Below are 24,396 nucleotides of genomic sequence, written 5' to 3'. Positions count from 1 at the left end.
AGTATTTTCCGTCGTTATTTGCATAAGATCATAGCTAACTACTTGAACTTATTTAGGGTTTGTAAGAATATAGTGGGGTTTAACTATAAATATAACTTGAGGAGCCCCTATGAAACGCCTTGCCGTAGCCATCATTCATGGTATCGGATCGGAAAAAGAATTCTATTCAGTAGAGCTGAAACACCGAATCGTAGAAGAATATTTAAAGGCTGATCCAAACAATCGCTTGGAAGATGACTTACTTTTCCACGAGATCTATTGGGGAGACTTAGTACAAGAGCATGATGCAGACCTTTTGCAAAAACTGGATTACAGGAAAGAGCTAACTTATAAAGATTTGCGTAATATCTTTATCGACTTTATGCGTCTAGGTAATAGTTACAGTAAAGGTGCTGAATCAGGTTTATATGATGCAATACATGAGCGCATTAAAACCAGTTTAAACAAGTTCGCATCGCATCGTAATATCGATCAAGACGATACGCCGCTAGTGATTATGGCGCATTCTTTTGGTTCTGTGATCATGTCTAACTATTTCTATGATTTACAGCATAGTAATGAAAGTTTATCCAACTTTGAAGCCTTTAAAACACTAGCAGGAGTCATTACTTTTGCATCTCCTTTACCAATTTACTCTACTCAAACAGGTGACTTTAGTCGCCCAATTAATAAGGTAGGTAGCGAGTTGGAGGATGGCTTAAAAGAGCGTGTTAAATGGCTAAACTTTTATGATAAAGATGATGTAGTTGCCTATCCAATGAAGAATGTGAATGAAGCATACAATCAAATGGTCGATGAAGATCAAGAGATTAATGTTGGTTCTGCAGCGACTTCATGGAATCCTGCGTGTCACACTGGTTATTGGGAAGATAAAGATTTTATCAAGCCAGTAGCAAAATATTTAGGTGAGATCAGAGCGCCGCACGAATTCTGGAAGTTATAAGCGTTCGTTAAAGTTCGTCTATAGGGATCTCTTGTTATTAAGTATAGACTTAGTAGCAAGAGATTTTTTATTGCCTAAATAAATTGCAGCAAGATATCTTTAGCTTTATTACCTAACTAATTTCTATACTTAAATGACAAAAGAACAGACTAAGCCATTTCAAATTGATAATAAATTGATCAAGCAGTGTTTGTTGGTGGATCAGCTTGAGTTGAAAAAATTAGCTAATGTCATCCTAAAGAGACAAAAACAGCAGCAGCCTTGCGATAAACTAATTAGCAAATTTAAGCGACTGTTCAAAGATTCTTCTGAGTGTAAATTAAAACGGCAACGCTTAGTTAATCGAGCGATTAAATTTGATGATGCTTTACCAATTTCCAATAAGCGTCGAGAAATTGCAGAGTTAATAACAAATAATCAAGTGATTGTGGTCGCAGGTGAAACGGGTTCAGGTAAAACCACCCAGTTACCTAAGATTTGCTTGGAATTAGGCTATGGAATAGAAGGCCGGATAGGGCACACCCAACCAAGACGAGTTGCCGCTACTAGCGTTGCCAGAAGAATAGCTGAAGAGTTGGAAACCCCATTGGGCGAGACAGTAGGGTACAGCATTCGTTTTAATGACCAAGTCAATAATGCTACCCCCATTCGGATCATGACGGACGGTATTTTGCTCAATGAAATAACTCATGATCCACTACTGCAGCAATACCAAGTTATTATTATTGACGAGGCTCATGAGCGTAGTCTGAACATTGACTTTCTATTGGGTTACTTAAAAAATCTATTACCAAAGCGCCCTGATCTTAAAATTATTATCACTTCGGCAACGATAGATTTAGAGCGTTTTTCGAATCACTTTAAACTGGCTAAAAAGCTAGCTCCAGTAATTGAAGTCAGTGGACGGACTTATCCTGTAGATGTCTGGTATCGTCCAGCCGATGAAGAAAATCCAGCTCCCCAAGTGCAACAAGTTGGCCAGGCAGTTGAAGAAATTATGACTGTTGATACAGGGGATATATTGATCTTTTTATCTGGTGAGGCTGAAATCCGAGAGGCCGCTAAGTACCTTAGGAAAGAACAGTTTTCTAATTGCCAAGTTTTGCCTTTGTATGCGCGTCTTTCAATTACTGAACAAGAGAAAATATTTAAACCTTCCGGGGGGAAGCGAAGAATAGTATTAGCGACCAATGTAGCAGAAACTTCGGTAACGGTTCCCGGCATTCGCTTTGTGATTGATCCTGGGTTTGCTCGTATTAGTCGTTACTCTGTGCGTAATAAAATACAACGCTTGCCGATCGAGAAAATATCACAAGCTAGTGCGAATCAACGTAAAGGTCGCTGTGGACGAGTTTCTGATGGTATCTGTATTCGCCTTTATTCAGAGGAAGATTTTGACAATCGTTCGCTGTTTACCGACGCAGAAATTTTAAGAACTAATCTTGCTTCGGTTATTTTGCAGATGCAACAAGCAGGTCTTGGCGATGTAGAGGAGTTTCCGTTTCTCGATCAGCCTGCAGCTAAGCAAATCAGTGATGGACAAAATCTATTAATTGAACTGCAAGCGATAGATCCAAACAAGCAATTAACATCGATTGGCAAACAGATGGCTCGACTGCCGATAGAGCCGAGACTGGCTCGAATCTTATTGGAAGGACAGGCTAAACAGCAACTTAATGAATGTTTGGTGATAGCCGCTTTTCTTTCGGTTAAAGATCCTCGCGAATGGCCATTTGATAAAAAAGAATTAGCTCATCAAAAGCATCGAAAATATCTTCATAGTCAATCTGACTTTATAGCGATTGTTAATTTATGGGTGCATTTGCATCAACAACAATCAGAGCTATCGAATAAGCAGTTTAAAGATTATTGCCGCCAAGAACTTATTAATCCTAATGCCTATCGAGAATGGCGCAGTACCTATCGCCAGTTAAAATCATTATTAGTTGAGAAAAACAAAAAATTACCCTCGGTTAAAAACTTTGAAAATGATGATAAAAAGCAGGCAGCAATTGATTATAGAAACTTTCATCAATGTTTATTGGCCGGTCTTATTAGTTTTGTTGGACAAAAAGATACCGAAAAAGGCTACTTGGCTGCAAGGCAAACTAAATACTTTATTCATCCACAATCGACCAACTTTAAAAAGCAACCTGCATGGTTAATGGCATTTGAAGTGGTTGAAACCACACAGGCTTATGCCCGCTTAACCGCTTTTATAGAAGCAAGTTGGATTGAAGATGTTGCGTCCCATTTATTAAAAACACATTATTATGATGCTTATTGGAGTAAAAGTCGTGGAACGGCTATCGCTCCTATGCAGCAAACCTTATTTGGATTAAAAGTAGTCGTCGATCGTAAAGTTGATTTCTCAAAAGTGGATCCTGGGCAAGCTCGTAGTATTTTTATTTTGCATGGACTTGTAAGACACGAATTAAACTCTAATCAAGAATTTTTTCTGGCTAATGAGAAAATTAAAAAGGAAGTCGAACAAGAAATTGCTAAAGCCAGGCAAGCAAATTTGCGTATTCCTGAGAAAGAATTGGTAGATTGGTTTGAGCAAAAACTTCCGACTAGAGTTTGCAATGCTAAAGCCTTAAATTTATGGCTAAGAAAGGATGCGCAGAACTCTAAAGCTTTGCAATTCAACAAGGAGTTGCTGCTTGGTGAGGAGCGACAGGATGCTACTCTATTTCCTGAAACTATTAATATTAAGTCCATTACTTTACCTGTGAAGTATCACTTCGAACCAGGGCATAAAGAGGATGGGGTAACCGTTATTATTCCATCGAGCTTGCGAAATCGCTTTTCTGATATTGATTTTGAGCGATTGGTTCCCGGGTTGTTAGAAGAAAAAATACAATTTTTGATCCGCTCGATGCCTAAACGGTTTCGAAAGAACTTCTTGCCAGTACCGCACTATGCAAAAGCTTGTTATGAAGCGGTTATTGAGCAAACAGGAACTTTAAAAGATATTCTCAGTAAAACACTGTATAAAATGACAGGCGTTATTTTAACTCAAGAAGCTTGGGCAGAAATTAATCTGCCAGAACATCTGTCGATGCGCTATCAGTTTGTTAATGATAAGAAAAAACTGTTAGATTCAAGCCGTACTTTAGAGGTTAAAACCAATCAGAATAAGGCGGCACCTATTGATGTTAAATCGAAACCTAAAGCGAAGCATACCTATACAGATTGGGATTTTGACTTTAAGTCTCAAGGTCAAATCAAAGAGGCCGGAACCAATATACCCGTATTTTATGCGATAGAAGATGCTCAAGATAAAGTGCGCCTTATTTATTCGGTTAGTAAAAAAGATGCTGACAAAACGCATCTGCGAGGAGTGTGTCGTTTAATCGCAATAAAAAATCATGACAAGCTTAAGTACTTAATAAAAAGTAATTCGGTTAAACAATCCTTATCCTTAGGAACAACTTCGCTCTGCTTATATCAAGATTTAGTCAGTTCAGTATTTTTGGCACAAATAAAGCTGCTTATTCAAAACAAAGCGCCAAGCACTAAAGCTAGTTATAATGACAGCCTTAAGAAAGTCAGCTCTGAGCTTGTTGCCAAAGTCGAGGAGTCATTAAGATTACTAGCAAAAATTCTAAAGCACCGCACCCAAATATTAGCCAATGCTAAAGGCTTATCCAATAACTTCTCTGATTTGAAAGATGACATCAATGAGCAGCTGGATTATTTATTCGTTGATGACTTTAGTTATCGTTATGGGGTTGATAAATACCACGATTATCTTAGATATTTACAAGCATTAACTGCCAGAATCAACAAAGCAAAAGAAAATCTTACTAAAGAAAATCAGGCTGCAGCAACAATCAATCCTTGGCTTGATATGCGAATTGAATTGGAAGAGTCTTCTAAAATACCTTTTAACGGATACCTTGAATTTTTATGGATGCTCGAAGAGTTTCGGATTTCATTATTTTCACAAGGGCAAAAAACGCAGTTTCCAATCTCAGCCAAACGCTTAGAGAAAATCGTTGATAAGCTAAATTCTAAATACCAATAAGCTTATAATTAGGAGTATACTCTTTTATAGTCAATCACTCAGTTAAACCTTAATAGCCAGCTAGCATGAAGCCTATACTCCAGTTTCTTTCATCGATTTCTTTTTTATTACTGACTGGTTGCGCGACAGTTAATCACCAAATCCCGTCGTCCCAATTACAATCAAAAGTTAGGCAGTTAACAGAGTCTATTAGTCAGTTGGGACCTAATGTATTGCCACAGGAAGCGTTGAAAGTAGCTAAGATTTCTGTTTACTACCCACTAAAACTCAGCCAAGAATATAAATTAGTCGAAAGTCCAATTTTGCATAATATTTTGGTTAACTCAGGCATGCGTGAGAGAGGGCTCTGTATCCATTGGACGGAAGATTTAATAAGAAAATTAAGCGTTTTAAAGCTGACAAGTTTAAAGTTTTACTGGGGCGTTGCTAATAGAGAGGCTAATTTTAGAATGGAGCATAGCGCAGTTATTGTGACTCCATCAGAATTAGACTTAGAAGATGGGATAGTGCTTGATGCTTGGCGAAACTCTGGAGAGCTTCACTATTCACCAGTCTTAACAGATTCTTATGAATGGAAAAAACATTATAATGATGTCACTGCTGAATTAGCACATTGAACTATTCGGGTGATTTCTGATGGTTTTCAAACCATAGTTTGGTTGCTCCGCAGACGGCGGCAGGCATAACTAATAAATTCACTAGTGGTAACATGGTCAATAGCATTACCATTGAACCAAAGCCTAACGTCCCAGTTCGCGAATTTCTAAGCTTTGCTAACATTTCATCAAAAGGGACTTTATGGTTATCCATCGGGTAGTCGATATATTGTACCGACATCATCCAAGCACTAAAAACGAACCAGAGGATTGGAAAAAGTAGAGCGCCTAAGACAGGAATAAATAAAATTAGTAAGCAAGCCAAGGCTCTAGGGAGATAATACTTTAGCTTGGTCCACTCGCGACCTAGCAGTCTTGGCACATCTTGCATGATCTCTTTAAAGCTTTGTTCTGGAATGGATGGCTTTCCGCGGAGTTTATTTTCAACAGCTTCGGCTAATAACCCATTAAACGGTGCAGCTATCCAGTTAGCAATCATGGAAAAGAAGAAAAATACGAATAAAACAATAGCAATAATCACCAGTGGCCAAATTAACCAAGAAACCAAAGCCATTATCCATTCGAAAGCGCCTAAGCTGGCCAGCCAATTATTGATACTTAATGTCCAATCACTTACTTGACTAGTTACATAAATCAAAGCAATAGAAAGTAAAACAAGATTGATACTTAAAGGGATAAAAACATAACGTTTTATGCCTTTCTGGGTGAGCATTTTAAAACCTTGACCTAGGTAATGGGCTCCTTGGAAACTATTTTGCGCCATTGGGATTTTTTTATTCTTTGGGCTGTTAATTTGCTTAAAATCATTTAAACTTAAAAGTTAACAACAAGAAAGCTTGATTTTGTAACAGAATGATTTTCAGGGAAGTTGAGCTTGTGAAAATGACAATAATAGGCCAGTATAACTGGTTGATTTTTATACGATAATTAAATGCGATTAAAACAAATAAAATTAGCAGGATTCAAGTCTTTCGTAGATCCAACTACGGTTTCATTGCCCAGTAATTTAACTTCGATAGTAGGTCCAAACGGTTGCGGAAAATCCAACTTGATCGATGCCGTTCGGTGGGTCATGGGTGAGTCTTCTGCCAAGAATCTTCGTGGCGATGCCATGACCGATGTCATATTCAATGGTTCAACCGGTAGAAAGCCGATAGGTCAAGCCAGTATTGAGTTAGTGTTCGATAATTCCGATGGCACCATTCAAGGTGAGTTTGCTAATTACAATGAAATCGCTGTTAGAAGACAAGTTAACAGAGAAGCACAGTCAGCATATTTCTTAAACGGTACACGTTGCCGTCGTAAAGACATCACTGACATCTTTCTTGGCACCGGCCTAGGCCCAAGAAGCTACGCCATTATTGAACAAGGTATGATTTCCCGCTTAATTGAGTCCAAGCCTCACGAGCTACGGGTGTTCTTGGAAGAAGCTGCGGGCATTTCCAAATACAAAGAGCGCCGCCGTGAAACGGAAAATCGCATTAAGCACACTCGAGAGAATCTCGATCGTTTAAGTGATTTACGAGATGAATTAGGTAAACAACTAGCTCATCTTAAGCGTCAGGCGACTTCTGCTGAACGCTATAAAGAATATAAAGCAACTGAGCGCCAATTGCGTGCTGAGCTTGCTGCTATTCGCTGGCAGGTGTTCAATCAAACCATCGAAAGCCTAGATGACGCTATCCAAAAGATGGAAACTGAAGTTGAGGCTAGAGTTGCTGATCAGCGTAAAGCGGATGCAGAAATTGAAAAATCGAGGGATTTGCATACGGAATTAACGGATGTCCACTCAGAGGTTCAAGGTCGCTTTTATGGTATTGGTGCGGATATCGCACGCCTTGAGCAAGCTATCGAACATACTAAACAACAGAAACAGCAATTACTTGAAGATAAGACTCAGGTTCAGGCTTCATTGGATCGTTTAAGAGATCAATTAAAGTTTGACGAGTCTAAGCTTGAAGAGTTGATGACAGAGCTGTTGCAATCAGAACCTGATTTAGAGCTAAAACAAGGTTTAGTGGAAGAGAAGCAGCAACAATTGCTAGATTTTGAAGAAGGTATGCGCTTATGGCAACAAGAGTGGGATGCGTTTAATCAACAAGCTTCCGCCAATGCTCAAAAAACAGAAGTTGAGAAAACTAGAATTCAGCATCTTGAGTCGCATCTTACCCGCTATGGCAAACGCTTAGAGCAAGTATCCTCAGAAATAGAAAGCCACCAATCTGAACCGATAGAAGCCGAAATGCTTAAAATGGCGGAAGAGTTAGGCTTGGTTGAAGAGAAAACTGAACGGTTAGACGAAGAAGTGGGCTTGGCGGTTGAGCAAATCAATCAGATCCGTCAAAAGCAACGAGAACATAATCAATCTCTTGAGCAAAGTCGCAGTGAAATTCGCTCTTTGGATTCGCGAAAGATTTCACTAGAGGCATTACAAAGCGCAGCGCTTGGCAATGATAATGAGTCTGCAATCCAATGGCTGGAAAAAGAAAAGATATTTAAGAACAAAAGGTTAGCTCAGCAAATCAAAGTAGATTCTGGTTGGGAGAAAGCTGTTGAAACGGTTCTAGGTGACCATTTAGAAGCGGTAGTTGCTGATGATTTGAGCAATTACGCGAACTCTTTGTCAGATTTAGTAAGCGGTAAAGTGTTGCTGGTTGAAGCGGTTAATCAAGCAATCAGTCCAGCGGCAGATACCTTGTTAAGTAAAGTACAAGGCGCAGATTCACTGGCTTCTCGTTTGAATAAAGTTAAGTTAGCGAATGATCTGTCTGTGGCGTTAAGTTTACGCCAAAGCTTGCAGGGTGATGAATCGGTTATTACCGCTGATGGTTTATGGATGGGTGCTAATTGGTTAAGAGTCTCACGCCAAGAAGAAAATCAAAGTGGTGTTATCGAAAGAGAAGCCCAGTTAGCAGAAATTAATAGCGAATTAGAACAAAAGCAGGCTTTGTTTGACGAGCTTGAAGCACAAAAAGAATCGCTAGCGGAACAGTTAAAACAACAAGAGAGCCAGTGGCAGACCAAGCAAGCTCAGTTGACCGAAGCCAATAGAACTTATACGGATTTACGAACTAAAGTAGGCTCTCAACAAGCAAAATTAGAGCAAACAAAAACTCGTATGGAGCGTTTGCAAAAAGAGCGGAAAGATATAGCACTGCAAATTCAAGAAGATGAACAAGCATTAGCAAAAAGCCGTAATCTAATTGAGCAGATGGTTGATGCCATGGCTACTGATACGGATAAGCGGGAGTATTTAACTGCTGAGCGAGAATCTAAGCGTCAGGAATTGGAAAATAAACGTTTAACCGCTCGTGAAACTAAAGAGCAAGAGCATCAGTTAGCGCTTAGAGTGAGTTCATTACAAGCTGAAGTGAACTCTACTCGCTCGGGTTTTGAGCGAGTTAATAGCCAAATTGGCGACTTAACTGCTAGAAAAGTAGAGCTGGATAATCGTTTGAACTTAGATCAAGATCCTACGGAAGAACATAAGATCGAATTAGAAGCTGCTTTAGAAAAACGTTTAACGGTCGAAGAAGAGTTACGTCAGGCTCGTAATAAACTGTCTGAAATAGATGAATCGATGCGTAAAATTGAGCGTCAAAGACATGAAGCCGAGCAGCAAGCGCAAGGTGTTCGCTCTCGCTTAGAAAAGTTGCGTATGGATTGGCAAGAAGCTACCACTAAGCAAAATACTCAATCAGAAGTGTTGTTAGAAGCGAAGCTCGACCCAAGGGATTTAATAAAAGAATTAGACGAGGGTGCTAACGAGGATCAATGGCTAAGCGAAATCGAAACCATTACAGGAAAAATACAAAGACTGGGCGCTATTAATTTAGCGGCAATTGAAGAACATAAAGCCCAGGAAGAGCGTAAAGTCTACTTAGATGCACAGAATGATGACTTAACCGATGCGTTAGAGACGTTAGAAGCGGCTATACGAAAAATTGATCATGAAACTCGTACTCGTTTCAAAGAAACTTTTGATAAGGTTAATAGTGGCGTTCAAGAGTTATTCCCCAAAGTCTTTGGTGGTGGCCATGCCTATTTAGAACTAACAGGCGAAAATTTACTTGATACGGGGGTTTCGATTATGGCTCGTCCTCCTGGTAAGCGTAATTCTACTATTCACTTATTATCAGGCGGTGAAAAAGCGCTTACTGCTATCTCGTTAGTATTTTCGATTTTCCGGTTGAATCCAGCACCATTTTGTATGTTGGATGAAGTTGATGCGCCGCTAGATGATGCGAATGTTGGTCGCTATGCTAATCTGGTGAAAGAGATGAGCGATCAGGTACAATTTATAGCGATTACTCACAACAAAATTGCAATGGAAATGGCGCATACGCTATTAGGTGTAACCATGAGTGAACCAGGTGTGTCACGCGTGGTCTCAGTTGATGTAGAAGAGGCTGCAGCATTAGCTGCTTCGTAACTAGGGCATTGAAATGGATCCTGTATTATTCATCTTATTAGTAGTTGTTGGTTTAATAATCATTGGCTTTGTCTATTTTGATGCTAAACGTCGACAAGTCAGTCGTCGTGAAAAACAAGATCAAAAAAGATTCGAACAACAGTTTTCTAACTCAAGTGATAGTGAAGGCTTTGATATTGACGGTGTTGGTCAAGTGCGACTGGTTGAAGCCGCACAACAAAAAGTGATTCAAGAAAAAATTAAAGCTTCTGAAGCAAAAAAACAATCAGTTGCTGAAACAGAACAAAAAGCAAGTCAACAGCAAGTGAGTGAAGCGGCTGCTAATTCAGAAACCGCCGTTGGTAAATCAGAACCAGAAGTTGGTGAAACCTCTGTGCCAGTGCTAGACGATATGTTATTTGGTTTTGATAAAGATAAATTAGAGCCTATTAAAGAAGAGAGACAAGAGCCAAAGATAGAGGAACCAAGCCAAGCATCTTTGTTTGAGCAAGAGCAAGAACCAAGTATCCAAACAGAACCGGAATTAATTTTCACTTTGTATTTAGTATCAGAAAATGATTCCTCATTTCAAGGTGAAAAGCTGGTACAAGCGCTACTCGATCAAGGCATGCGTCACGGCGATATGGATATTTTCCATCGTCATAGTCAAGCAACAGGCCGAGGGCAAGTGCAGTTTAGTTTGGCTAATGCTTATGAACCAGGAACCTTTGATTTAGATAATTTAGATAAGCTTGAAACTAAAGGACTTGCTGTTTTTATGGCTTTACCAGGCGCCAAGCATCCGATGAAAGCTTACGATCTAATGATTAAAACCTGCCGTGCCATCGTTTCTGAATTAGGTGGTTACATCATTGATTCAAGCAAAGCTCACTTTAGCAAACAAATTGAAGCCCACCATAAAGAACAGATTCAAGAATTTGAGCGTAAGCTTCTTTTAAAGCAATCTTAAAATGTCCGATACTAAACAATTAGAAGCGCAGCTGAATAGGCTGCGCAGTGAAATTGATGAGCATAATTATCAATATTATGTTTTAGATAATCCCCAGATTCCTGATGCAGAATACGATCGTTTAATGCGCCAGCTGCAGCAAATCGAAGCGGATCATCCTGAACTTATTTCTTCCTCATCGCCTAGCCAAAGAGTTGGCGCTAAGCCAGATTCAGGTTTTGCCCAAGTGACCCATCAAATGCCCATGTTATCGCTGGATAATGCAATGGATGATGAGGAGTTCTTAAGTTTTAATAAAAGAGTCAAAGAGCGTCTAAAAGACTCACAAGATATTGAATATATTTGTGAACCGAAACTCGATGGGTTAGCCGTTAGTATTATTTATGAAAATGGCTTGTTAACTAGAGCTGCAACTCGAGGAGATGGTAATCAGGGGGAAGATATTACTTTAAATATCCGCACTCTTAATTCAGTTCCTCTTAAATTAAGAAGTGAGCAGCCACCCGAAGTGTTTGAAGTTAGAGGCGAAGTTTTTATGCCTTTGGAAGCTTTTCATAGTTTAAATCAAGTAGCTATTGAAACCGGCAATAAAATTTTCGCCAATCCTAGAAATGCAGCCGCTGGTAGCTTGCGTCAACTTGACCCTAAAATTACGGCACAGCGTCAATTGGCTTTCTATGCTTACTCTACAGGTTTAGTCTCTGAAGACTTTGAACTGGCTAATTGTCACTCTGAACGTTTAGCACAAATTAAAACTCTAGGTTTGCCGATCACTTCTGAAATTAAAGTTACTCATGGCTCAAATGAAGTTTTAAAATATTTTGATGATATTTTAGAGAAGCGTAATCAATTGAGTTTTGAAATTGATGGGGTGGTTTGCAAGGTCAATGAGATTGAAAAACAAAATCAGTTGGGTTTTGTTTCTAGAGCGCCACGCTGGGCGATTGCGTTAAAGTTTCCGGCGCAGGAAGAAATGACGGAACTACTTGATGTAGACTTTCAAGTTGGCCGAACTGGTGCTTTAACGCCAGTAGCTCGACTTAATCCGGTTTTTGTTGGCGGCGTTACTGTCAGTAACGCTACTTTGCATAATATGGATGAAATCGAGCGCTTAGGCATTATGGTTGGTGACACAGTAATATTGCGAAGAGCAGGGGATGTGATCCCGCAGATCGTCAGCGTTATTGAGTCAAAACGACCTACAAACGCAGCTAAAATTGAATCACCAGCATCCTGTCCTGTTTGCAGCTCTCAAGTCGAAAGAGCCGAAGGTGAAGCCGCTATACGTTGTACAGGTGGTCTAATTTGTGCTGCACAACGGACACAAGCTATTAAGCACTTTGCTTCTCGTAAAGCTATGGATATTGATGGTTTGGGCGATAAGCTGGTGGATATTTTTTCAGAGTTAGAAATGATTTCAAGTATCAGCGATTTGTATCGATTGGAAAAGCAACAGATAGCCGATTTAGAACGAATGGGCGATAAATCTGCTCAAAACTTAATAGATGCAATCGAGGCTAGTAAAGAAACTACTTTAGCAAAATTTATTTATTCATTAGGTATTCGGGAGGTCGGCGAAGTAACCGCCAAAAACCTAGCACAACACTTTTCAACCTTAGAAGCCATTCAAGCAGCTACTGGTGAAACTTTAGAAGAGGTTGACGATGTTGGGCCCATTGTTGCACAACATCTAATAAATTTCTTTGCTAACCCTCGAAACCAAAAAGAGGTAGCGGCTTTAGTTGATGCTGGCATCCATTGGCCTGTTATTGTGAAGAAATCTGAAGGAGACTTAACTCTAAAAGGTAAGACGTTCGTTATTACGGGCACTTTAACCAATCATAGTCGTCAAGAAGCTAAAGCAAAGCTTGAAGCTTTAGGTGCCAAAGTTGCGGGTTCAGTATCTAAAAACACCTACGCATTAATTGCTGGTGCAAAGGCCGGTTCGAAACTCAAAAAGGCACAAGAGTTAGGTGTGCAAATTTTAAGCGAAGAATATTTATCAACCATCTAATATTTCTAAATCTAGAGTCTTACTAAAACCCTATAACCTTCGCGATTGGTTTTAGCAGCTCCTTTATAAGAATCCTCAATAAATAAGCACTCATAAAAAAATCACGCAAAAAAAAAGCCCTCAGTTAAGAGGGCTTATAGGGTTTTGTTATGCTTAACTATTCTTAATCAATATTAGTCTTAGCTGCTTGGCTTGAGCTATGGCTAACTGATGCATCAAGAATGTTCTGCGTAATAATTTCTCCATCGGCGAATTCAATTCTAGTCATCTCAGTTAATGCTGGAATTGGATCAGATGTGATGGCTCTTGCTGCAGGTGCTGATGCAGAAAGCTCTATTAGTTTGGCTACTTTTGGTTTTCTGATAGCAGTAACTTGAGTTTCTACCACTGGCTGTTCAGTTTTTGCTTCATTCATAGCAGTTACGGCAGTTTCTTTTACATCGGCTTTAGCTGTTTGAACATCTTTAACTGGTTGAGCGTTTGTTAACTCAGCACTAACACCGTTGGGTTTAGCTGCATTCGGATTAAGATCATTCGAAGCAACTTTATCAGCGCCACCAATAACGGCCTTAACTGACTGTTCAAGTGACTTCTGTGCCTTATAAACCATTAACTCTTCTGGAGATGCTTTTGGCTTACGAGCCTTAGTTGCAGCTTTAACAGGCGGTTTCGGTTGTGGCGCCTGTTGCGTAGCTTGATTTGTTGCGACCTGAGCTGCAGCTTGCTTGTTTGCCTCTGCAACACCACCGTCAACAGTAGCCATTCTTTCTGCACGAGTCTTACGTTCTGGACGAGGCGGGTGCTTTGGCTTTGCAGCTTGAGTATTCTTAGCTGTTTGCTTGTTGTGTGGCTTTTGCCCTTTGTTGGCATGTTGCTTACTTTGCTGCTTTTTATTATCTACAAAGTTGTGCTGCTTATTGTCAGCTGCTTTCGATTGTTTCTGTGACTGCTGTTTGTTTTGTTGACTATTTTTCTGACCGTGTTGCTTATTGTCATGGCGGTTTTTATTGTAATTACGATTACGGTTTTTACCTTGGTGACGATTGTTACGGTTGTTTCTACCACGGTTGCGGTTGTTTTGACGACTTTTTTTCTTTTTGTCATTACCCGTTAATTTGTCCCATAATCGCTTGAAGAAGCCGTCTTTCTTCTGCGCTTTAACAGGTTTCTTTTTAACAGGTCTTTTATTTTTTACTTTCTTCGGCGCTACTTGTTCAGCTGGTTCTGGTACTGATTGAATTGCAGCTTTTTCAATATTAGCGGCAAGATCTGGGTTAGTAGAACGAACATATTCAACTTGGCTGGGGGCATCTACCATGTCATAGCTAGAGCCTTGATGAGTCTCATCGGCTTTAACGCGCAAAACTTCATAATGCGGCGTGTCCATATGCGGATTTGGCACAACAATGATACGAACTTTTTGCTGTTTTTCGATTTGCTCAATCTTACGACGTTTTTCATTTAACAAGAAAGTTGCCAATTCTACCGGCGCAATTACATGCACTTCAGCTGTAGACTCTTTCATGGCTTCATCGCCAACTAAACGAAGAATTGATAAGCCTAAAGAATCAGTACCACGAATTACGCCATGCCCTGTACAGCGCGGACAAACGTGTTGACTTGATTCTTCTAAAGAAGGACGTAAGCGCTGACGTGACATTTCTAATAGACCGAATTTTGAAATACGACCAATTTGAATTCGAGCACGATCACGTTTCACAGAGTCTCTTAATACGTTTTCAACTTCTCTTTGATTACGAGGAGGTCCCATATCAATAAAGTCGATCACAATAAGGCCACCAATATCACGCAATCTCAATTGACGAGCAATTTCTTCAGCGGCTTCTTTGTTGGTGTGTAATGCGGTCTCTTCAATATCACTACCTTTAGTAGCGCGAGCAGAGTTAATATCAATCGATAATAAGGCTTCAGTTTGGTCAAAAACTACTGAACCGCCAGAAGGTAAGCGTACTTCTCGTTGGAAGGCGCTTTCGATTTGGCTTTCTACTTGGTAGCGATTAAATAAAGGGATTTCATCTTGATATAACTTTATCTTGCGTACAAAGTCTGGGCGTTGTTTTGCTAATTCAGATTTTGCTAATTCAAAAATTTCTTTTCTATCGACTAAGATTTCGCCGATATCAGGGCGTAAGTAATCACGGATAGCGCGATTGATAACGTTTGATTCTTGATAGATAAAAAATGGAGCAGGGCGTTTGTCTGCTTCTTCTTTAATTCTATTCCAGAAGTTTAGTAGGTAAGAAAAGTCACCATTGATCTCGTCGAAGTCTTTACCCACACCTGCAGTACGGATAATGCACCCCATGCCTTTAGGGACATTAATTTGACTCATGACTGATTTTAGTTCTTGACGCTCTTCACCTTCGATTCGACGAGAAATACCACCTGCGCGAGAGTTATTAGGCATCAATACCATATAGGACCCTGCAAGGCTTATCGATGTGGTTAGGGCTGCACCTTTATTACCACGTTCTTCCTTATCGATCTGGACGATAATTTCCTGACCTTCTTTTAGCGCATCCTTAATAGTAGGGCGGCCGCGTGAAGGAGGGTTGTGCATATATTCTCGGGCGACTTCTTTTAATGGCAAGAAGCCGTGTCTTTCAGCGCCATAATCGACAAAGGCTGCTTCAAGGCTGGGTTCAATTCGGGTGACTTTGCCTTTGTAGATATTACCTTTCTTCTGTTCGCGACCTGCAAGTTCGATATCTAAATCGAATAGCCTTTGGCCATCGACTAAAGCAACACGCATCTCTTCGTTATGATGAGTTGCGTTAATTAACATTCTTTTCATGATTGTCTCTCTATTTTTAAAATAGAATGCGACAGTAGGCAGGAGAATTTTGAGGTAAAAACCAGAAAACAGAAAAGCCAGTTTCTCATCATACGAAACTGTAGAGCTTACTCTCTATTGTCTTCCTTGAGTCATGTAAATGACCGTATTTTTAGAAATATCATATAGTTAAAGTCGATACTTCATGTTGATTTTCACTTTTTAATGATGGGCTATTCTATGTCTTAAGGTCTATTTCTTTATTCAAACCTGCATAAAAGAAGCCAATCTAACCGCGCTATTAATTCAATTCAAACAGTTCTTTTCTATACTGCCGATAGCGCTACTTTTATATTCCTGCTATTTCCGCATTCGGATATAACGTAAATTTTTCGCTTGGTATCTATGTCGCAGAGCTTTCTTGTATATCACTCTTTTTAGGTTGATATAGAGTGAAAGTTGCTCATCAAGCCTTTCATTGGAGCATTTGCTCACGGAGTGCATTATAGCCAGTCATAGCATGGGTAGCAATCTTTATCACGAATATAACTTATTGATTTTATTTTGAGCCTTACAACATCTATTTTCCAAGGAAGGGGTGCTCAGCTAGCTTAAATTCCGGTATAGTGCGCTGCATGAGCGAAATCTCCTATCCAAAAGTCCAATTTGTTGAAGTGCAGCCTGAAGAAGCAGGACAGCGAATTGACAATTTCTTGGTAAAAAAACTCAAAGGCGTCCCCAAGAGCCGTATTTATAAAATGCTGCGTAAAGGCGAAGTTAGGATTAACAAAGGCCGAGTAAAAGCAGAGTACAAAATCGTTGAAGGCGATTCTGTGCGCATACCTCCTGTCAGAGTCTCTGAATCTAAAACGGACGTGCCCACAGGTTTAAACAAAGTTCAAAACTTAGAAAAAGCTATTATCTATGAAGATGAGCGGGTGATTGTGCTAAATAAACCGCATGGTATGGCCGTGCATGGCGGTAGCGGCATGAGTTATGGCGTGATTGAAGCTTTACGCGCACTTAGACCTAAAGCGCCTTACCTTGAGCTTGTGCATAGGCTCGATAGGGATACTTCAGGGTGTTTATTGATAGCTAAAAAACGCAGCGCCTTACGTTATTTACATCAACAATTGCAGAAAAAGACTATGACTAAGCGTTATTGGGCGCTAGTTAATGGCTTATGGTCTGAAAAATTGAAACAAGTGGATGCGCCTTTGGCAAAGAATCAAGTCAAATCTGGTGAACGCTTGGTTCGTGTTACTGAGGAAGGTAAAGCCTCACTGACTTCATTTCGGGTGATTGAAAAGTTTAATAATTTCAGTTTGGTTTCCGCGGAACCGATTACTGGACGGACTCACCAAATCAGGGTGCATGCACAATACGTTGGTCATGGTTTAGTTGGCGATCCAAAATACGGAGTTGACCAAATCAATCAATCGCTTAAGTCTAACAAGTTGTCAGAACGCTTATTCTTACACGCTTATTCTTTAAAGTTCAAAATCCAAGTAGATGCTAAACCGATCACCGTCGAAGCACCTTTGCCTAAGGAATTGGAAAAAACTTTAACCTATCTTCGAGCGGGTAAAGCTATTGGCTGAATCGCTTTCGAATATAAAGTTAATTGTGTTTGACTGGGATGGGACCATTATGGACTCCACAGGTCGCATAGTTTCAGCCATGCAAGAATCTGCTCGTCGGCTAGATTTATTAGTACCAACGGATGAAGCAGTAAAAGGTATTATTGGGCTGGGTTTAACGGAGTGCTTAAACATCCTATTTCCAGAACTAAAATGCCATAAAGCCATCACTGAAGAATATCGCTATCAGTATGTAGAAGCTGATACAACGCCAACACCAGTGTTCGAAGGTGTGGAAGAGGTTCTGCAAACACTTAAAGCAAAAGGTCATATGCTGGCTGTTGCCACGGGTAAAGCTCGCCATGGTTTAGATAGGGTTTTGGATGAATCAGGTTTGAGGCATTACTTTGAGCATACTATTGGTGCTGATGAAGTGGGTAATGCAAAACCAGCACCTGATATGCTGAATGTTTTAATGCAAAAAACAAATACCAACGCTAAAGAAGTGATTATGATTGGCGATACCAGTTTCGATTTAGAAATGGCCAATAATGCAGGAACTTATTCGATTGGCGTTACTTTTGGTGCTCAAACAAAAGAGACGTTGAAAAATTACGAACCAGCAAAAATAGTTCACTGTTTTTCTAATTTAAAGGAACTCTTTTAATGGCTCTAAAAGCTACGATCTATAAAGCAACGGTCAATATTTCAGATTTGGATAACCATTATTATGATGAGTTAAATCTAACCATTGCGCAGCATCCGTCGGAAAGCGATAAACGAATGATGGTCCGTTTAGTGGCTTATATTTTAAATGTTCAAGAGCGACTGGAATTTACTAAGGGTTTATCAGAAGAGAGTGAACCTGAAATTTGGGCTAAGAATTACACGGATGACATTGAGCTATGGATTGACTTAGGTCGCCCTGATGAAACTCGGCTAAGAAAGGCCAGCCATAAATCACAAAAAGTTTTGGTTTACAGTTACAATGAGAATGCCAGCGCGATATGGTGGAAAGCTTTAGGTAATAAGGTTAGAGATTATAAAAATCTAGAAATTTATGCATTGAACGATGAGCAAGTGGCAGGGCTGGAGTCTATGATAGAGCGGACCATGCAATTGCAAGCTACCATTGAGGACGGTCAACTATGGCTCAGTAATAATGAGACCAGTCAATTGATAGAGGTGGAAAGGCTTCAATAAGTATATTGAAGCGATTCAAAGCTTTTCTACTAACCCAGGTCTTTTTGTAGTTCCTTTAACTTAGCCATAACATTGGTGGCATGCTCTGACGGGCTAACTTTTTCGAAGTGATATACAATGCCGCCAGCAGGGTCAATAATAAAAGTTTCGCGTTTAGTGTATTGTACAGGACCAAACCCACCCAAAACTTTATAAGACTCTGCGGCAGATTTACTCGTGTCTGATAAAATATCAAAAGGCAGTTGGTATTGTTTACTGAAACCTTTGTGCGACTCATTATCATCTAATGAAACCCCCACAATTTCTGCATTGATCGCTTTAAACTTTTTGTAATTATCTCTAAACTTTTTAGCTTCTGTGGTGCAACCAGGCGTGTTGTTTTTAGGGTAAAAATACAACACCAGCCATTGCCCTTTATAATCTTCAAGCGACTTATAGGCACCATTTTGTGACATGAGTTTAAAGTTGGGCGCCAATTGACCAACAAATTCGCTGGCAGATGCGGTAAAAGGTAGCGCCAATATAGCAGTAATTATTAATAGTTTTTTCATAGTAAGAGTCATCAGTGAAAATATCGGTAAAAGTAATCAGGCAATGCCTTTTGTATAACACTATAGTAACTTATTCTTAGAGGTGTGAATATGTTGTCGAAAAATTCAATAACTAATATTGAGTATCAGATCCCTTTATTGCAGACTGAGCGGCTTTTTATGCGTGAGTTTAGACTCGAAGATTTTGATACTTATGCCGATTTAGTAGCGGATCCAGTATTTAGACGCTATTTGGGTAACGGTGATCTGCTTAATCGGGAAATGGCTTGGCGTGCCTATACGGCCATGATTGGTCACTGGGTATTACGGGGTTTTGGATTTTGGGCCTTAGAAGACAAGGCAACAGGTGAATATGTGGGTCATGTGGGTATTCATTATCCCGAAGATTGGCCAGATGTGGAGATAGGCTGGGGCATTAATCCGAAGTTTCAAAATTTTGGTTATGGTTACGAAGCTGCAACAAAAGCCATGCAATTTGGCTTTGAAGAATTGGGCTTTGAGCATTTGATCAGTTTAATTGTCGAAAGCAATCAGCCATCAGTAAAATTGGCTAAAAAGTTGAATGAAAAATACACAGAAACCATAGAGATGATGGGGTTAAATGTAGAGGTTTATAGGATCACACGCCAAGAATACTTGGCGACTAAATAGGTATAACTAGAAGCTTTTTACAAATATTAAGAACTTACAAGGTTAATGGTCAAATTCTTAGCCATTTCCTGAGAAATGCCTATTACTATAGTTGCCGAATTATGGAATAATCAGCGACAGTTTATGAAAATTGTTTCCTAACGAAAAATACATTTAAGACAAATTATAGAGGTCCTTTAATGGATGAGAATAAAAAGAAAGCACTTGGCGCAGCTTTAACTCAAATCGAGCGTCAGTTTGGTAAAGGTTCGATTATGCGTTTGGGTGACAACAGCGCAGCGAAGGGTATTCAAACCATTTCAACAGGTTCCTTAGGTCTTGATATTGCGTTAGGAATAGGCGGCTTACCGAAAGGTCGTATTGTAGAAGTTTATGGTCCTGAATCATCGGGTAAGACAACTTTAGCGTTGCAAGCAATTGCTGCTTGTCAGGCAGATGGTGGGACGGCTGCCTTTGTTGATGCAGAGCATGCGCTTGATCCAATTTATGCAGAAAAATTAGGCGTGAACCTTGATGATTTAATTGTTTCTCAGCCTGATACGGGTGAGCAAGCTCTAGAAATTACGGACATGCTAGTTCGTTCTGGTGCGGTAGATATTTTGGTGATTGATTCGGTGGCTGCATTAACACCTAAAGCTGAAATCGAAGGCGACATGGGTGACTCTCATATGGGTTTGCAAGCACGTTTAATGTCGCAAGCCTTGCGTAAGTTGACTGCTAATATCAAGCGCTCAAACACCTTGTGTGTATTCATTAACCAAATTCGTATGAAGATTGGCGTTATGTTCGGTAGTCCAGAAACGACTACCGGTGGTAATGCACTGAAATTCTATGCCTCAGTTCGTTTAGATATTCGCCGTATTGGGCAAATCAAACAAGGTGATGAGATTATCGGTAACGAAACTCGGGTTAAAGTCGTTAAAAACAAAGTGGCACCGCCGTTTAAACAAGCTGAATTCCAAATTCTTTATGGTGAAGGCTCGTCGTTAGAAGGCGAAATTTTAGATTGGGGCGTGAAGCACGATTTAGTTGATAAGTCCGGCGCTTGGTATGCTTACAATGGAAGTAAAATTGGTCAGGGTAAGCAAAACGTCATTAAGTACTTAAAAGAAAACCCTGAAGTTAAAGAAGAAATTGAAACTAAGCTGCGCAATATGCTTTTAGTGACGGCTTCAGCAGAAGATGATTCTGAAGAAGAAGTTGAAGCATAAGTTTCATTAGCTTTGTGAGAGAATTATAAAAATGACGACAGAGAAACAACAAATTGATTCTAAAAGCCAAGTCTCTAAATCAGGAAGGTTTTTAACAGCTTTTGGTAAAGGGTTCGTTGCTGGCTTTGTGACACTAGGTTTGATTAGTGTATTGATTTTAATCTTCCGTAATTAAAAATCAGGTTGGAATAGCATAGTTCTTTTATGGCTTTTAAACGACCGCCAAGAGACCATAAACATATAGCGATGGATTTGCTTGCACGCCGGGAACATTCCCGGCGTGAGCTTATTAACAAGCTTAAAATTCGAGGTTTTGAAGGTGAAGAAGTTGAAGCGTATCTCGATCGATTAGCAGAGAATGGGCTCCAGTCGGATCAGCGCTTTGCTGAAAGTTATGTTCGAATGCGAAGTGGCTCTGGTTATGGTCAAAGGCGAATTAGTCAAGAGTTACAACAAAAGGGCATTGCAGAATCAAAAATTAGCCAAATATATGAAGAATTGGAGCTTGATTGGTATCAAATTGCTTTAGAAATTTGGCAGAAGAAATATAATCAACTTCCCGGTAGTGATTTAAAACTAAAAGCCAAGCAAAGTCGTTTTTTACAATACCGTGGTTTTGATTTCGATATTATCAATTGGATCTTTAGTCAGAATCGTGAAGATCTATATTAATCAATTGTTTATAAGAATAACTTAAAGTTAAAAAAGGTAGAAGGTGCTAGTGTGAGCCAGCTGAATTATATGAGCACGAATCAAATTCGTGATGCATTTCTAAAATACTTTGAAAGTAACAATCATCAAGTGGTCGATTCAAGTCCTTTGGTTCCCGCTAACGATCCTACTTTGCTGTTTACCAATGCAGGTATGGTGCAGTTCAAAGATTGTTTCTTAGGTACGGATAAGCGCAGCTATAGCCGCGCAACGAGCTCACAACGCTGTGTGCGTGCTGGCGGTAAACACAACGATCTAGAAAATGTCGGTTATACCGCACGCCATCATACTTTCTTCGAAATGTTAGGTAACTTTTCCTTTGGTGATTATTTTAAGCAAGACGCCATAAAGTACTGCTGGGAATTTTTAACTGAGGTTTTGAAATTACCGAAAGAAAAGCTTTGGGTTACAGTTTACGATGAAGATCAAGAAGCCTTGGATATTTGGGTCAATGAAATAGGCTTTCCTGCCGATCGGATTAGCAAAATAGGCGATAATAAAGGCGCTCGTTATGCTTCAGACAATTTCTGGGCGATGGGTGATACTGGCCCTTGTGGCCCTTGCTCTGAAGTTTTCTACGATCATGGAGAGCATATTTGGGGTGGTGTACCTGGTTCACCTGAAGAGGACGGTGATCGTTTTATAGAAATATGGAACCTTGTCTTCATGCAATATAACCGTCACAAAGACGGCACTATGGAGCCATTGCCTAAACCATCCGTTGATACTGGTATGGGGTTAGAGCGTATTTCTGCGATCATGCAAAACGTTCATAGTAACTATGAAATTGATATTTTCCAAAATCTTATCAAAGCAACAGCTAATTTATTGAATGTTAAAGATTTAGATAATAAATCTTTACGAGTTATAGCTGATCATATTCGCTCTTGTGCTTTTATGGTGGTGGACGGAGTGATTCCTTCAAATGAAGGCCGTGGTTATGTATTGAGACGTATCGTGCGCCGCGCTATTCGTCATGGCCATCAGTTGGGAGCCGGCACTGAAGGGCACAAAGCTGCTTTTTTTGCTGATTTGGTCAAGCCATTGGTTAACGAGATGGGCTCGGCGTATCCTGAGTTAAGTGAGCAATACGACTTTATCGTCAAAGTGTTAGCTAAAGAAGAAGCTGCATTTGCTAAGACATTAGATCGTGGTATGGCAATTTTAGAAGCTGATATAGCTGCAATGTCAGGAAAAACCATCGCTGGTGAAACGGTCTTTAAGCTTTACGACACTTTTGGTTTCCCCAAAGATTTAACAGCAGATATAGCCCGCGAAAAAGAGTTAGAGATTGACTGGAATGGCTTTGAGAAAGCTATGGAAACTCAGCGTGAAAAAGCTCGTGCGGCAAGCAATTTCGGAGTTGACTACAATGATAGTTTGTCAATTGATGAGAAGTCAGAATTTACCGGTTACGAGAATGTCTCGCAAGATTCTGTGGTTTCTAAGCTGTTAAAAGGTGATGAAGAAGTTACATCTATTGACTCTGGTGATAAAGCGATTGTGGTTTTGAAAAATACACCCTTTTATGCTGAGTCTGGCGGTCAGGTTGGTGATAAAGGGCAGTTAGTTTCATCTAATGCAGAGTTTATGGTCACAGATACTCAAAAACTGGGTGATGCGATTGCTCACATTGGCTATCTAAAATCCGGTTGTTTAACTCTTGATAGCTCTGTGACAGCAGAGGTTGATACCAACCTTCGTCAAGCCACCATGCGGAATCACTCTGCAACTCATTTGATGCATGCGGCTTTAAGAGAACTGTTAGGAACTCATGTGCAGCAAAAAGGATCTTTGGTTGAGCCAGATAAATTACGTTTTGATTTCTCGCACACTGAAGCGGTAACAGCCGATGAATTAAATCGAATAGAAGCGTTGGTCAATCAAAAGATTTATGAAAATCATGCGGTTGATGTTGAAGTCACCGATATGGATTCTGCAAAAGAAAAGGGTGCTATGGCTTTATTTGGCGAAAAGTATGGAGATGAAGTGCGTGTTTTAAGTATGTCGCCATTCTCTGTAGAACTATGTGGTGGCACTCATGTAGGTAATACCGGCGAAATTGGTCCGTTTAAAATTACTTCTGAAGCAGGTATCGCTGCAGGGGTTCGGCGAATTGAAGCCGTAACCGGCGAAGGGGCTGTGACCTGGATGCAATCTAGCGAACAAACGCTTAATGCTATTGGCGGTTTGTTAAAGTCTGACCCAGCTCAAGCAGCTGAGAAAGTATCTCAATTGATGGAAAAAGCGCGTCAATTGGAAAAAAATATTGAGCAACTGAAGTCGAAGTTAGCCTCTAGTCAAGGCAGTGATTTACTTTCACAGGCTGTTGAAGTTAAAGGTGTTAAAGTTCTAGTCGCGAAGTTAGAAGGTGTCGAAGCTAAATCGTTGCGCGAGATGCAGGATCAGCTAAAAAATAAGCTGGGTTCTTCAATTGTGCTGTTGGCCGTTGCTAATGACGGTAAAGTAGGCCTAATTGCAGGTGTCAGTAAAGATTTAACCTCAAAGGTAAAAGCTGGCGAATTAGTTAATGTGGTGGCGCAGCAAGTAGGCGGAAAGGGCGGCGGTCGTCCAGATATGGCTCAGGCTGGTGGTACTGATGAAGCTGCATTACCGAAAGCTTTGGATTCTGTGTTACCTTGGTTAGAAGAAAAGCTAATTTGATACACTTTGCTATAGTCATATTTGCATTAAGTTGTTAAAATTATTG

The 24,396-nt window shown here is 40.0% G+C and carries 17 protein-coding genes; 14 read left to right on the top strand and 3 right to left on the bottom strand.

Annotated elements, in window-relative coordinates; genetic code table 11:
- The first annotated feature begins 109 nt into the window (after positions 1 to 109).
- The 3 genes from GJS41_RS02145 to GJS41_RS02135 all read left to right on the top strand — a co-directional run bounded on the left by GJS41_RS02145 (position 110) and on the right by GJS41_RS02135 (position 5,590).
- The gene (locus GJS41_RS02145) at positions 110 to 943 is read left to right on the top strand and encodes a hypothetical protein (protein ID WP_154245691.1); all 834 of its coding nucleotides are present in this window, start codon (positions 110 to 112) and stop codon (positions 941 to 943) included.
- A gap of 133 nt (positions 944 to 1,076) precedes the next feature.
- Positions 1,077 to 4,973, top strand: a complete 3,897-nt coding sequence (gene hrpA, locus GJS41_RS02140; protein WP_154245690.1) for an ATP-dependent RNA helicase HrpA — start codon at positions 1,077 to 1,079, stop codon at positions 4,971 to 4,973.
- Positions 4,974 to 5,038: 65 nt separating this feature from the next.
- On the top strand, positions 5,039 to 5,590 hold the full coding sequence (locus GJS41_RS02135; RefSeq protein ID WP_154245689.1) for a hypothetical protein: 552 nt from the start codon (positions 5,039 to 5,041) through the stop codon (positions 5,588 to 5,590).
- Between the two features lies 1 nt (position 5,591).
- Here GJS41_RS02135 and cysZ read toward each other — a convergent pair whose 3' ends face one another.
- Entirely contained in the window at positions 5,592 to 6,353 is a 762-nt protein-coding gene (gene cysZ, locus GJS41_RS02130; protein ID WP_154245688.1) for a sulfate transporter CysZ, read from the bottom strand.
- 168 nt (positions 6,354 to 6,521) lie between these two features.
- Between cysZ and smc the strand changes: the two genes are divergently transcribed.
- From smc to ligA, 3 genes are read left to right on the top strand one after another with little or no spacing between them, the layout of a single operon-like run.
- Positions 6,522 to 10,022 carry a chromosome segregation protein SMC gene (gene smc, locus GJS41_RS02125; protein ID WP_154245687.1) on the top strand — a complete coding sequence of 1,167 codons (3,501 nt, stop codon included), beginning with the start codon at positions 6,522 to 6,524 and terminating at the stop codon, positions 10,020 to 10,022.
- Positions 10,023 to 10,035: 13 nt separating this feature from the next.
- A complete protein-coding gene (gene zipA / locus GJS41_RS02120; protein WP_154245686.1) occupies positions 10,036 to 10,971 on the top strand; it encodes a cell division protein ZipA in 936 nt (311 codons plus the stop codon).
- 1 nt (position 10,972) lies between these two features.
- Positions 10,973 to 12,985 carry an NAD-dependent DNA ligase LigA gene (gene ligA / locus GJS41_RS02115; protein WP_154245685.1) on the top strand — a complete coding sequence of 671 codons (2,013 nt, stop codon included), beginning with the start codon at positions 10,973 to 10,975 and terminating at the stop codon, positions 12,983 to 12,985.
- 163 nt (positions 12,986 to 13,148) lie between these two features.
- Here the strand turns inward: ligA and rne are convergent, their stop codons facing one another.
- Positions 13,149 to 15,800, bottom strand: a complete 2,652-nt coding sequence (gene rne, locus GJS41_RS02110) for a ribonuclease E (RefSeq protein WP_154245684.1) — start codon at positions 15,798 to 15,800, stop codon at positions 13,149 to 13,151.
- Positions 15,801 to 16,414: 614 nt separating this feature from the next.
- Between rne and rluC the strand changes: the two genes are divergently transcribed.
- From rluC to GJS41_RS02095, 3 genes are read left to right on the top strand one after another with little or no spacing between them, the layout of a single operon-like run.
- Entirely contained in the window at positions 16,415 to 17,380 is a 966-nt protein-coding gene (gene rluC / locus GJS41_RS02105) for a 23S rRNA pseudouridine(955/2504/2580) synthase RluC (protein WP_154245683.1), read from the top strand.
- Complete coding sequence (locus GJS41_RS02100) at positions 17,373 to 18,026, top strand: HAD family hydrolase (protein ID WP_227551228.1); 654 nt, start codon at positions 17,373 to 17,375, stop codon at positions 18,024 to 18,026. Before rluC ends, GJS41_RS02100 begins: the two co-directional genes overlap by 8 nt.
- Complete coding sequence (locus GJS41_RS02095; protein WP_154245682.1) at positions 18,026 to 18,562, top strand: YaeQ family protein; 537 nt, start codon at positions 18,026 to 18,028, stop codon at positions 18,560 to 18,562. The genes GJS41_RS02100 and GJS41_RS02095 overlap by 1 nt, the downstream gene beginning before the upstream one ends.
- A gap of 29 nt (positions 18,563 to 18,591) precedes the next feature.
- Here the strand turns inward: GJS41_RS02095 and GJS41_RS02090 are convergent, their stop codons facing one another.
- Positions 18,592 to 19,113, bottom strand: a complete 522-nt coding sequence (locus tag GJS41_RS02090) for a peroxiredoxin (RefSeq protein ID WP_227551227.1) — start codon at positions 19,111 to 19,113, stop codon at positions 18,592 to 18,594.
- A 90-nt stretch (positions 19,114 to 19,203) separates the two neighbouring features.
- Between GJS41_RS02090 and GJS41_RS02085 the strand changes: the two genes are divergently transcribed.
- The 5 genes from GJS41_RS02085 (at position 19,204) to alaS (ending at position 24,350) form a co-directional block, all read left to right on the top strand.
- Positions 19,204 to 19,764: a GNAT family N-acetyltransferase gene (locus GJS41_RS02085; protein WP_154245680.1), complete on the top strand. Its 561-nt coding sequence runs from the start codon at positions 19,204 to 19,206 to the stop codon at positions 19,762 to 19,764.
- A 179-nt stretch (positions 19,765 to 19,943) separates the two neighbouring features.
- Positions 19,944 to 20,975 (top strand): recombinase RecA, encoded by a 1,032-nt coding sequence (gene recA / locus GJS41_RS02080; RefSeq protein ID WP_154245679.1) that lies wholly within the window; start codon positions 19,944 to 19,946, stop codon positions 20,973 to 20,975.
- A 31-nt stretch (positions 20,976 to 21,006) separates the two neighbouring features.
- Positions 21,007 to 21,150: a hypothetical protein gene (locus GJS41_RS02075; RefSeq protein WP_154245678.1), complete on the top strand. Its 144-nt coding sequence runs from the start codon at positions 21,007 to 21,009 to the stop codon at positions 21,148 to 21,150.
- 29 nt (positions 21,151 to 21,179) lie between these two features.
- Positions 21,180 to 21,647 (top strand): recombination regulator RecX, encoded by a 468-nt coding sequence (gene recX, locus GJS41_RS02070; protein WP_154245677.1) that lies wholly within the window; start codon positions 21,180 to 21,182, stop codon positions 21,645 to 21,647.
- A gap of 69 nt (positions 21,648 to 21,716) precedes the next feature.
- The gene (gene alaS, locus GJS41_RS02065) at positions 21,717 to 24,350 is read left to right on the top strand and encodes an alanine--tRNA ligase (protein WP_154245676.1); all 2,634 of its coding nucleotides are present in this window, start codon (positions 21,717 to 21,719) and stop codon (positions 24,348 to 24,350) included.
- Positions 24,351 to 24,396: the final 46 nt, after the last annotated feature.

It is taken from the genome of Kangiella sp. HZ709 (assembly GCF_009674675.1).
Lineage (GTDB): Bacteria > Pseudomonadota > Gammaproteobacteria > Enterobacterales > Kangiellaceae > Kangiella.
This window is presented reverse-complemented; position numbering and strand designations above follow the sequence as displayed.